8 protein-coding genes, 2 rRNA genes and 1 other annotated feature are annotated in these 12,064 nt (G+C 47.2%); of the genes, 2 read left to right on the forward strand and 8 right to left on the reverse strand.

Features of this window, described 5'->3' with window-relative positions; all coding sequences use genetic code 11:
* Window positions 1-79 (reverse strand) — a sequence feature (5S ribosomal RNA rRNA prediction is too short).
* Window positions 80-334: 255 nt separating this feature from the next.
* The 3 genes from LLY41_RS00005 to LLY41_RS00015 form a co-directional block, all read right to left on the reverse strand.
* Window positions 335-3,269: ribosomal RNA gene (locus tag LLY41_RS00005) — 23S ribosomal RNA — on the reverse strand.
* 302 nt (window positions 3,270-3,571) lie between these two features.
* Window positions 3,572-5,120: ribosomal RNA gene (locus tag LLY41_RS00010) — 16S ribosomal RNA — on the reverse strand.
* The 16S and 23S rRNA genes sit together here, the layout of an rRNA operon.
* Window positions 5,121-5,380: 260 nt before the next feature.
* Window positions 5,381-5,611 (reverse strand): hypothetical protein, encoded by a 231-nt coding sequence (locus LLY41_RS00015; RefSeq protein WP_095245970.1) that lies wholly within the window; start codon window positions 5,609-5,611, stop codon window positions 5,381-5,383.
* A 138-nt stretch (window positions 5,612-5,749) separates the two neighbouring features.
* On the opposite strand from LLY41_RS00015, the gene pdaB reads away from it, so the two are divergent.
* Complete coding sequence (gene pdaB / locus LLY41_RS00020; RefSeq protein ID WP_304586644.1) at window positions 5,750-6,502, forward strand: polysaccharide deacetylase family sporulation protein PdaB; 753 nt, start codon at window positions 5,750-5,752, stop codon at window positions 6,500-6,502.
* A 232-nt stretch (window positions 6,503-6,734) separates the two neighbouring features.
* On the opposite strand, the gene LLY41_RS00025 is transcribed toward pdaB, so the two are convergent.
* On the reverse strand, window positions 6,735-7,367 hold the full coding sequence (locus tag LLY41_RS00025; RefSeq protein ID WP_095245972.1) for a KinB-signaling pathway activation protein: 633 nt from the start codon (window positions 7,365-7,367) through the stop codon (window positions 6,735-6,737).
* 147 nt (window positions 7,368-7,514) lie between these two features.
* On the opposite strand from LLY41_RS00025, the gene gerD reads away from it, so the two are divergent.
* Window positions 7,515-8,159, forward strand: coding sequence for a spore germination lipoprotein GerD (gene gerD, locus LLY41_RS00030; protein WP_304586645.1), 645 nt, complete (start codon window positions 7,515-7,517; stop codon window positions 8,157-8,159).
* A 46-nt stretch (window positions 8,160-8,205) separates the two neighbouring features.
* Here the strand turns inward: gerD and LLY41_RS00035 are convergent, their stop codons facing one another.
* The 4 genes from LLY41_RS00035 to LLY41_RS00050 form a co-directional block, all read right to left on the reverse strand.
* The gene (locus LLY41_RS00035) at window positions 8,206-9,264 is read right to left on the reverse strand and encodes an Mrp/NBP35 family ATP-binding protein (protein WP_095245974.1); all 1,059 of its coding nucleotides are present in this window, start codon (window positions 9,262-9,264) and stop codon (window positions 8,206-8,208) included.
* Between the two features lie 122 nt (window positions 9,265-9,386).
* Window positions 9,387-10,109 (reverse strand): N-acetylmuramoyl-L-alanine amidase CwlD, encoded by a 723-nt coding sequence (cwlD, locus tag LLY41_RS00040; protein ID WP_095245975.1) that lies wholly within the window; start codon window positions 10,107-10,109, stop codon window positions 9,387-9,389.
* Window positions 10,110-10,211: 102 nt separating this feature from the next.
* A complete protein-coding gene (locus tag LLY41_RS00045) occupies window positions 10,212-10,655 on the reverse strand; it encodes a YbaK family protein (protein WP_095245976.1) in 444 nt (147 codons plus the stop codon).
* Window positions 10,656-10,791: 136 nt separating this feature from the next.
* Entirely contained in the window at window positions 10,792-12,060 is a 1,269-nt protein-coding gene (locus LLY41_RS00050; RefSeq protein WP_304586646.1) for a glutamate-5-semialdehyde dehydrogenase, read from the reverse strand.
* Window positions 12,061-12,064: the final 4 nt, after the last annotated feature.

Raw genomic sequence — 12,064 nt, forward strand, 5'->3', positions numbered from 1 at the left:
AACTACCATCGGCGCTGAGAAGCTTAACTTCCGTGTTCGGTATGGGAACGGGTGTGACCTTCTCGCTATCGCCACCAGACTATTTTCAAAAGACAAGTATGATTATACTTTCTTTTGTAGTTTTTTTCAAGAGGAAATTTACTTTTTTTCGTTCCCTCAAAACTAGATAATGTATGAAGAAGAATTTGCCGAGTATTCACCAATATGACTTGTCTAGCTTCGGCTCCTAACTTCTCGGCCGTTTCGATCCGTCCCTCTAAATCCCAAAACCAGGATTTGAATGGCCGGCTCTCCAACGTCTCTCAAAGTTGAACAGTCGCCTCCGCTTTTCGTTTTGGTTAAGTCCTCGATCGATTAGTATCAGTCAGCTCCACATGTCGCCACGCTTCCACCTCTGACCTATCAACCTGATCATCTTTCAGGGATCTTACTAGCTTGACGCTATGGGAAATCTCATCTCGAGGGGGGCTTCATGCTTAGATGCTTTCAGCACTTATCCCTTCCGCACATAGCTACCCAGCGATGCCTTTGGCAAGACAACTGGTACACCAGCGGTGCGTCCATCCCGGTCCTCTCGTACTAAGGACAGCTCCTCTCAAATTTCCTGCGCCCACGACGGATAGGGACCGAACTGTCTCACGACGTTCTGAACCCAGCTCGCGTACCGCTTTAATGGGCGAACAGCCCAACCCTTGGGACCGACTACAGCCCCAGGATGCGATGAGCCGACATCGAGGTGCCAAACCTCCCCGTCGATGTGGACTCTTGGGGGAGATAAGCCTGTTATCCCCGGGGTAGCTTTTATCCGTTGAGCGATGGCCCTTCCATGCGGAACCACCGGATCACTAAGCCCGACTTTCGTCCCTGCTCGACTTGTAGGTCTCGCAGTCAAGCTCCCTTGTGCCTTTACACTCTGCGAATGATTTCCAACCATTCTGAGGGAACCTTTGGGCGCCTCCGTTACTTTTTAGGAGGCGACCGCCCCAGTCAAACTGCCCACCTGACACTGTCTCCCGCCCCGATCAGGGGCGCGGGTTAGAATTTCAATACAGCCAGGGTAGTATCCCACCGACGCCTCCACCGAAGCTAGCGCTCCGGCTTCTCAGGCTCCTACCTATCCTGTACAAGCTGTACCAAAATTCAATATCAGGCTACAGTAAAGCTCCACGGGGTCTTTCCGTCCTGTCGCGGGTAACCTGCATCTTCACAGGTACTATAATTTCACCGAGTCTCTCGTTGAGACAGTGCCCAGATCGTTACGCCTTTCGTGCGGGTCGGAACTTACCCGACAAGGAATTTCGCTACCTTAGGACCGTTATAGTTACGGCCGCCGTTTACTGGGGCTTCGATTCAAAGCTTCGCTTGCGCTAACCTCTCCTCTTAACCTTCCAGCACCGGGCAGGCGTCAGCCCCTATACTTCGCCTTGCGGCTTCGCAGAGACCTGTGTTTTTGCTAAACAGTCGCCTGGGCCTATTCACTGCGGCTCATCAGGGCTATTCACCCTAATGAGCACCCCTTCTCCCGAAGTTACGGGGTCATTTTGCCGAGTTCCTTAACGAGAGTTCTCTCGCTCACCTTAGGATTCTCTCCTCGCCTACCTGTGTCGGTTTGCGGTACGGGCACCTTTTCCCTCGCTAGAGGCTTTTCTTGGCAGTGTGGAATCAGGAACTTCGGTACTAAATTTCCCTCGCCGTCACAGCTCAGCCTATGTGGTAACGGGATTTGCCTCGTTACCGGCCTAACTGCTTGGACGCGCTAATCCAGCAGCGCGCTTACCCTATCCTCCTGCGTCCCCCCATTGCTCAAACGGTAAAGAGGTGGTACAGGAATATCAACCTGTTGTCCATCGCCTACGCTTTTCAGCCTCGGCTTAGGTCCCGACTAACCCTGAGCGGACGAGCCTTCCTCAGGAAACCTTAGGCATTCGGTGGATGGGATTCTCACCCATCTTTCGCTACTCATACCGGCATTCTCACTTCTAAGCGCTCCACCAGTCCTTGCGGTCTGGCTTCAACGCCCTTAGAACGCTCTCCTACCACTGACATCGTAGATGTCAATCCACAGCTTCGGTGATACGTTTAGCCCCGGTACATTTTCGGCGCGGAGTCACTCGACCAGTGAGCTATTACGCACTCTTTAAATGGTGGCTGCTTCTAAGCCAACATCCTGGTTGTCTAAGCAACTCCACATCCTTTTCCACTTAACGTATACTTTGGGACCTTAGCTGGTGGTCTGGGCTGTTTCCCTCTTGACTACGGATCTTATCACTCGCAGTCTGACTCCCATGGATAAGTCTTTGGCATTCGGAGTTTGTCTGAATTCGGTAACCCGATGGGGGCCCCTAGTCCAAACAGTGCTCTACCTCCAAGACTCTTACTACATGAGGCTAGCCCTAAAGCTATTTCGGAGAGAACCAGCTATCTCCAGGTTCGATTGGAATTTCTCCGCTACCCACACCTCATCCCCGCACTTTTCAACGTGCGTGGGTTCGGGCCTCCATCCAGTGTTACCTGGACTTCACCCTGGACATGGGTAGATCACCTGGTTTCGGGTCTACGACCACATACTCATTCGCCCTATTCAGACTCGCTTTCGCTGCGGCTCCGTCTTATCAACTTAACCTCGCATGTAATCGTAACTCGCCGGTTCATTCTACAAAAGGCACGCTATCACCCATTAACGGGCTCTAACTACTTGTAGGCACACGGTTTCAGGATCTCTTTCACTCCCCTTCCGGGGTGCTTTTCACCTTTCCCTCACGGTACTGGTTCACTATCGGTCACTAGGGAGTATTTAGCCTTGGGAGATGGTCCTCCCTGCTTCCGACGGGATTTCTCGTGTCCCGCCGTACTCAGGATCCACTCTGGAGGGAACGAAGTTTCAACTACAGGGCTTTTACCTTCTCTGGCCGGCCTTTCCAGACCTGTTCATTTACCTCGTTCCTTTGTAACTCCGTATAGAGTGTCCTACAACCCCAGGAGGCAAGCCTCCTGGTTTGGGCTAATCCCGTTTCGCTCGCCGCTACTCAGGGAATCGCGTTTGCTTTCTCTTCCTCCGGGTACTTAGATGTTTCAGTTCCCCGGGTCTGCCTTCCATATCCTATGTATTCAGATAAGGATCCTATCCCATTACGGATAGGGGGTTTCCCCATTCGGAAATCTCCGGATCAAAGCTTACTTACAGCTCCCCGAAGCATATCGGTGTTAGTACCGTCCTTCATCGGCTCCTAGTGCCAAGGCATTCACCGTGCGCCCTTTCTAACTTAACCTACTTCGGTCAATGATAAGCGGCGAATCTCTGCGTCAGCTCCGTCACTGTGCTCCTCACGTACTCTCGTACGCTCCGGTGCTCGTTCAGTCGCTTCCTTGATCTTCTTGCTTCTCATTGCCCTCAGGTTTGTGCTCTTACTTCGTTTTAAAACAAAAATAAGAGAAAAAACTAAGATGGCGATTACTCGGTTATTGCTTCTTCATAACATTATCTAGTTTTCAAAGAACGAATGAATTGAGAGATTGAACTCTCAAAACTGAACGAACAAAGAACGTCACGTTTCTTGTAAATATTCCTTAGAAAGGAGGTGATCCAGCCGCACCTTCCGATACGGCTACCTTGTTACGACTTCACCCCAATCATCTGTCCCACCTTAGGCGGCTGGCTCCAAAAGGTTACCCCACCGACTTCGGGTGTTACAAACTCTCGTGGTGTGACGGGCGGTGTGTACAAGGCCCGGGAACGTATTCACCGCGGCATGCTGATCCGCGATTACTAGCGATTCCGGCTTCATGCAGGCGAGTTGCAGCCTGCAATCCGAACTGAGAATGGTTTTATGGGATTCGCTTAACCTCGCGGTTTTGCAGCCCTTTGTACCATCCATTGTAGCACGTGTGTAGCCCAGGTCATAAGGGGCATGATGATTTGACGTCATCCCCACCTTCCTCCGGTTTGTCACCGGCAGTCACCTTAGAGTGCCCAACTGAATGCTGGCAACTAAGATCAAGGGTTGCGCTCGTTGCGGGACTTAACCCAACATCTCACGACACGAGCTGACGACAACCATGCACCACCTGTCATCCTGTCCCCGAAGGGGAACGCCCTATCTCTAGGGTTGTCAGGAGATGTCAAGACCTGGTAAGGTTCTTCGCGTTGCTTCGAATTAAACCACATGCTCCACCGCTTGTGCGGGCCCCCGTCAATTCCTTTGAGTTTCAGCCTTGCGGCCGTACTCCCCAGGCGGAGTGCTTAATGCGTTTGCTGCAGCACTAAAGGGCGGAAACCCTCTAACACTTAGCACTCATCGTTTACGGCGTGGACTACCAGGGTATCTAATCCTGTTTGCTCCCCACGCTTTCGCGCCTCAGCGTCAGTTACAGACCAAAGAGTCGCCTTCGCCACTGGTGTTCCTCCACATCTCTACGCATTTCACCGCTACACGTGGAATTCCACTCTTCTCTTCTGCACTCAAGTTCCCCAGTTTCCAATGACCCTCCCCGGTTGAGCCGGGGGCTTTCACATCAGACTTAAGGAACCGCCTGCGCGCGCTTTACGCCCAATAATTCCGGACAACGCTTGCCACCTACGTATTACCGCGGCTGCTGGCACGTAGTTAGCCGTGGCTTTCTGGTCAGGTACCGTCAAGGTACCGGCAGTTACTCCGGTACTTGTTCTTCCCTGACAACAGAGTTTTACGATCCGAAAACCTTCATCACTCACGCGGCGTTGCTCCGTCAGACTTTCGTCCATTGCGGAAGATTCCCTACTGCTGCCTCCCGTAGGAGTCTGGGCCGTGTCTCAGTCCCAGTGTGGCCGATCACCCTCTCAGGTCGGCTACGCATCGTGGCCTTGGTGAGCCGTTACCTCACCAACTAGCTAATGCGCCGCGGGCCCATCTGTAAGTGATAGCCGAAACCATCTTTCAGCTTTTCCTCATGAGAGGAAAAGAATTATCCGGTATTAGCCCCGGTTTCCCGGAGTTATCCCAGTCTTACAGGCAGGTTGCCCACGTGTTACTCACCCGTCCGCCGCTGACTTCAGGGAGCAAGCTCCCATCTGTCCGCTCGACTTGCATGTATTAGGCACGCCGCCAGCGTTCGTCCTGAGCCAGGATCAAACTCTCCATATAAGAGTTGATTAAGCTCGATTGTCTTTTCAAAAAAGACTAATGATTTAAACGTTGACGTATTGTTCGTTCAGTTTTCAAAGATCAATCCGTCGCTCAGAAGCGACTTTCTTAATATATCACATGCTAACTTCGGCGTCAACAACTTTTTTTAAGTTGTTGTCATTAGTGCTTTCCGTCATCAGCGACGTTTATTAATATACCAAGATACCAACAAGAAGTCAACAACCTTTTTGATTTTTTTTTTCATACCCTAAAAAAAGTTACCCCTTCTTTTCATGATGCTGGCGTGAACGCATGTATCTCAGGCAATCTGCCGGCGCGGCCATGCGCTGAAATAACGCAAATAAAATTTTGTATCGTTCCTCCATGGCTCTTTTGACAATGTGGTCGATTCGGTCATCTTTTAAATCAAATAATATTTCATCCATTTCCCGCTTGATCAGGTACTCCATTTCTTTAAGTTCTTTTTGGCTTAAAAGCATTCCAATCATTTTGTTTCCCTCCACAAAATTTGTTTTTTTGTAGTATTTTTCCAATTATGATTTTTTATGAATAAATTTTTTATACATGGAGGAGACAAGTTCAGCATAGGTATGAAACTAGGAAGGTATCGGACGAGGTGAACAATTATGAACTTTTTTTACGTATTGAATGGTAAGTCTTTAAAACAAATTTCACTGGTTGTCATTGCAGCATTTTTCACGGCATGGTTCCTCTTCATGCAGAGTATTGTCCATTTGCCTGCTTTTTCAGCAAAAGACGGGCCTAAGGCGATATACAAAGGGGAAAAGGATATAGCCCTCACCTTTAATATAGGATGGGGGGATGTTAAAGCAGAGCCCATATTGGATATCCTTAAAAAAGAGAATGTGAAATCTGCGACCTTTTTCCTGGCCGGTTCCTGGGCGGAGCGCCATCCGGATTTGGTCTCAAGGATTGTGAAAGAAGGCTATGAAGTCGGAATGCTGGGCTATGGCTATGAAGATTATACAGAGCTTGAAGAGGATAAAATCAGGAGGGACCTTGCAAAGGCGCAGGAGGCATTCAGAAAGCTGAATGTAAAAGACATTAAGCTTGTGCGCGCCCCAACAGGGCATTTTGATCAGAAAACCTTAAAGGTTGCTGACCGGTTGGGTTTCACCGTTGTCCATTGGAGCGTCGATTCAAAGGACTGGACGAATCCCGGCGTCGATAGGATTGCAGAGAATGTATCAAAGGCCAAAAAAGGAGATATCGTACTTTTGCATGCATCCGATTCTGCCAAACAAACAGCCAAAGCTCTTCCGCTCATTTTAAATGATGTAGAATCCAAGGGGCTCAGCTTTGTTTCCGTCTCAGAAATGATTGCGAATGCCGAGACAAGGACAAATGAAATAAAGTGAAACTTCAATCAGTGGGGATTTTCTTTATCCCCCACTGATTGTTAGTTGATGCCTACAGGAAGTGGGTCACAAAGACGTTGCCACAGGGATGTGGCGTTTTTAGTCTTTGTTCTTCCTTTCGGGCCTTTACGGGCAGTTTGGTCCCCACTTATCCTCCTTGGATTGCGCTGAGTTTTGAAGCGGGGGGCTTACTGCCCGTTAGACTGCGATAAAATAAAACAAAAGCCATCCGTTATTTGGATGGCTTTTTAGCTATATGGCTTCTTTGCTTTTGAGAATCTTCATTCAGCTTATGAAGAATAAGCAGCTGATAGGTGTTGCAGACTAATAACGGGATCAGCATTAGATATAGCCAGCTTTCTTCGTTTACCCTTAGTACCGGCACCCACTCAATGGCGGTTACGACCACCATGAAGAAGACTGCAGGAATAAAGGCATGCTGATTGGTCTGTTTGGTTTTAATTGCTGCGACCACAAGAGCGACGATAAGAAGAAATGCTGCAAATCCAATATACGGAAGCATGCTGTCTCCCTCACCCGCAAAAGCCTTATAGCGGAAATAAACCAAGTCAAATAAAGCAAATAAAATAAGGACAATCTGAATGGGATTCCATAATCCTTTAAAAATCCCCAATCCAAAGCGGTGTACAGTCAAATAAGCAAAAAAGCCCATTTGGCTAATAATACTGAAGATTAATCCTACACCGATAAGCCAGAACAACACTGACAGAATCTCCAGGAAATCGAAGTCAGTAAAAATAGGCGCAAATTCATCCCAGCGCACAATAAACCCGACAACCCCAGTCGTTATTCCTCCGACTAAAAGAGTTGTTATAAAAAGCTTTACCCAATTACGGCTAGTCAATTTATTTTTCCCCCATAATAAATAAATTCATTCTTATTGATTGTACCAACCAAAGTTTGAAAAATCTAGGCATTGTATTTCCAGCGCATAATATTTGCTTAAAATCTTCATTCTAAAGGTAAGGACACCTCTGAAAGGAGCTTCACCATGAAAAAAACATTCCGTTTGCTCCTTCCATTAGCGCTAGTGTTTTTCATATCAGGCTGCGGCCAAGGTGAATCTGGCAGTGGCCAAATGGATTATGAGCAAACTAAAAAAATGGTTGTAGATATATTAAAAACAGATGAAGGAAAAAAAGCACTTGAAGAATTAATGGCTGATGAAAAAATGCAGCAAAAGATGGTCATGGACCAAAAGGTTGTAAGTGAAACCATTGAAAAAACCTTAACCTCTGATAAAGGGACAGAGTTTTGGAAGAAGTCTTTTGACGATCCGAAGTTTTCCGAAAGCATGGCAAAAAGTATGCAGAAGGAAAATGAGAAGCTTTTAAAAGACCTTATGAAAGACCCTGAATACAGAGGAATGATGATAGAAGTATTTAAAGATCCCGAGCTTGAAAAAGAAGTAACAGATGTCCTTAAAAGCAAGGAATATCGGGAGCACATACAGAAAGTCATGACTGAGACATTTGAAAGCCCGCTTTTTAAAGCAAAAATCCAGGACATCCTTCTGAAAGCAGCAGAGGAAACGAAGGGCGGCGGTGAGCAAGGCGGGCAAGAAAGCGGTGGTGAAGGCGGCGGCCAGGGTGAAGCCCAGGGCGGTGGCGGTGGCAGCCAGGGCGGCGGTGCATAACCCCTATAAGAAGAAAACCTCTTCCATTTCGGAAGAGGCTTTTTCATTATTTGCTTTCAATTGTTTGGATAACTTTACGGGCAATATCCGTATAGATTTGACCAAGCTTATGGTCCTCATCATAAATGGAAGGAGCGAAGTCTTCTTCATTCCAATCAGGCTGCTGAAGAGGCAGCTGACCCAACACTTCAGTCCTCAGTTCATCAGCAAGCTTCTCACCGCCACCTTGGCCAAATACGTGCTCTCTTTCTCCAGTCAATTGACTCTCAAAGTAGGCCATGTTCTCGATAACACCCAGAATTTCATGCTCCGTGCGAAGTGCCATCGCACCAGCTCTGGCAGCAACAAATGCGGCTGTAGGATGCGGAGTTGTCACAACGATTTCCTTGCAGGAAGGAAGCATTGTGTGTACATCCAGGGCTACATCTCCTGTTCCCGGAGGCAAATCAAGAAGAAGGTAGTCTAATTCACCCCACTCAACCTCATTGAAGAAGCTGTTCAGCATTTTGCCAAGCATCGGCCCTCTCCAGATAATCGGCGCATTATCTTCCACAAAGAATCCCATAGAGATCACTTTTACGCCAAAACGTTCAACCGGCAGAATTCGTTCTCCCCTGACCACAGGACGTTTCGTAATGCCCATCATATCCGGAACGCTGAACCCATAAATATCAGCATCAATCAATCCGACCTTTTTGCCCAGCCTTGCAAGGGATACAGCCAGGTTTACTGAAACAGTGGATTTGCCGACTCCGCCTTTTCCGCTGGCAATGGCAATGAATTCAGTCTTATTACCAGGAGAAAGCAGGCCTTTGTCTTCTTCAGCCGCTGCCTCTCTATATTGTGAAAGCACTTCATCCGGAAGCTCGCTGAAGCGGATCCCAACGGTCGCCGCCCCTGCTTCTTTTAAAAGATTGACGACTTCCGTCTGAAGCTGAAGCTGCTCAGGTGTACCCGTCTTGGCAACTTGAATCTTAACGCTGACATGATTCTTTTCTTCCTTGATTTTAATTTCTTCAATGGCGTTAAGTTCGCCCAATGTTCTATGTATAAATGGTTCCTTCAAGCCGCTTAAAGCTTCTCTGACTTTCTGTTCAGTTAACATACATTGCACCCGCCTTTTGAATTCGTTTCCATTTCAGTATAACATATTGAAAATTCTTTACAGTTAATTGTATCACACCGGAAAAATATTCAAAAAAGAAAAGGCACTTTCTCAGCACCTTTTCATTCCCATGTTTCAGTCAGTTCTTTTTCATTGGTATAGTAGCGCATAATTCCATTATAGATGGAGGCAGCGATTTTATCCTGATATTCATCCGTTTTCAGGTTTGCCCGTTCCCCCGGATTTGATAAGAATCCCACTTCTACCAAGACACCCGGCTTTTTGGCGTATTTTAAGATAAATACATTGTTTAAAGGCTTGGAGTTCCGCTTCGTATTCTCCAGGTTGCGGCGTAGTTCGTCCTGTATGAATTTCGCAGCTTTGGCATTTTCCTTTATCCCGGGCGCATAGAAAGTCTGCGCCCCGCTCCATCGTGGAGAAGGAATCGAATTTAAATGGACGCTGACATAAAAATCAGAATTAGATGTATTTATCATTTCAAGCCGTTTCTTCAGGTCTTCTACTTTTCTCCGGCTGTATCCCTTCGTCCCCTCGGGTGCGAGGTCCCTGTCGTCCTCCCTCGTCATGAGCACAAGCGCTCCCTGCTCCTGGAGGTAATCCCTCACTTTTAATGATACTTCCAGCGCAATATCTTTCTCGAGTGCCCCTTCGTCACCTGCCCCGCCATCCGGGCCGCCATGACCGGGATCAAGCAAGATGATCTTCCCGGTTAAAGGCAGATTCCATGATTCCCAGGAATCATCATCCGTAAAGTCATATTGCAAAATAAGAAAAAGGACGATAAGCCCGATCGCAAACCCGCCTATTTTTAACTTTTTCTTCATACGCCCTAATCAGTCCCCTCCTGCTTATCCTCATTTCAATATATGGGACAAGACGGAGATCTAGAACTTCGATCAGGACAGCGGTCAGGACAAATTCACTTTTCAGTGGAGACGCAATTTATGCCTTCTCTCCCCTTTATTGAACCCTTCCGACCACCAGCTGTTTACATATTGCTCGCACATATAATAAAGGGATTCACTCATAACAGCTTCCGAACCATGACCCCAATAAAGGAAAAAGTTATATAGTGTATCCACTAAATGCTTATACTCTTTTTCACATCGATAACGGACCTGTTCTACCGATTCGCCATATCGCCTAAAACGGCTGTAGTTTGCCCCCAGCAAATAAGCTTCAATCGCTACATCATAGCAGGCCTCCTCAATTCCGGCATTCATCATCAGACCGGAGACAAATCTGGAAGAACCAAAAAAATGCTGAACTTTTTCTTTTAAGGCTTTTATCGAAATTTCCCGAAGGACTGATTTTTCATATTTGATTTGTTTTTCTCTTTTCTTCTCTTTGAACGTCGTTATGACAGTCACGTTTCTCACCCCTTGTAGATAGTCTTTATCTGCAGCGGGAGAGAAATGCAAAAAGCACCCGCGAATCGGACTGCCAATTTTTTATGGGTTTAGGTAACAAAAAGCATCAGCCGGAGCTGATGCTTTTCTAAAAAAATTATCGAATCTGCCCATTTCCGGACATAAGATATTTGCGTGTTGTTAACGCTGGCAGACCCATCGGTCCTCTCGCATGGAGCTTCTGTGTGGAAATGCCGATCTCAGCTCCAAAGCCCAGAGCGCCTCCATCCGTGAATCTGGTCGACGCATTATGGTACAGCGCCGCAGCATCTGTCAGCTGTAAAAACTTTTTGGCTGTTTCCCCATTTTCGGTAATAATCGCCTCTGAGTGCTTGGTGCCGTATTGATCAATATGATCGATGGCCTGTTCAAGGCTATTTACGGTTTTCACTGCTAAGTCCAGGCTTAAATATTCATTGGCCCAATCACTCTCGCCCGCGGGTACCACATCAGGCAATGCAGCTGCTGCAGAGTCATCGCCATGTACGGTTATCCCATGACTCTTCAGAGCTTCTGCAAGCAATTCTTTATGCTGATCCAGCCATGCTTCGTGAACAATCAGTGTTTCTGCCGCATTACAGACTGCAGGACGATCCGTTTTGGCATTAATGAGGATATTGATCGCTTTTTCCGGATCTGCTTCTTTATCAACATAGATATGGCAGTTCCCAACTCCTGTTTCGAGTACAGGCACCGTCGCATTCTCAACCACCGCTTTAATGAGGGATGCGCCGCCTCTCGGAATTAAGACATCAATATGCTCTTTCATGGTGAATAGCTGCTTTGTCGCTTCTCTATCTGCAGTGGCAATGAATTGGACGGCTTCTTTAGGTATCTTTGTCTTTTCAAGAGCTTCATGAATAATCTCGACAATAGCCTGATTCGAATTCAGCGCTGATGATCCGCCTTTTAAGACAATGGCATTTCCTGATTTCAAAGCAAGGCCAGCCGCATCAGCAGTTACATTCGGTCTTGCTTCATAAATCATGCCGATGACACCAAGCGGAACACGAACCTCTTCCACTTTCAGCCCATTATCCAAAGTCCAGCCCGACATAACATCTCCAATCGGATCAGGAAGTTCAGCTACCTGGCGAAGTCCTTCTGCAAATTCAAAAATCCGTTCCTTCGATAATGACAGGCGATCGATATAGGCCGCTTCGAACCCTTTTTCCCTGCCATTTTCAAGATCGGCTTTATTAGCGGCAAGAATCGATTCATATCCAGCCTCCAAAGCCTCTGCAACTGTATAGAGTGCTTCGTTCTTTTCTTCCGTTGTTAAGACACTTAATGTTTTGGCAGCCTTTTTTGCTTTTATTGCCTGTTCTTCTACATTATTTATCTTTACTGCTGATGCAGTAGTCATTGAA

Origin of the sequence: Cytobacillus firmus, assembly GCF_023612095.1 — a bacterium.
GTDB lineage: Bacteria > Bacillota > Bacilli > Bacillales > Cytobacillaceae > Cytobacillus.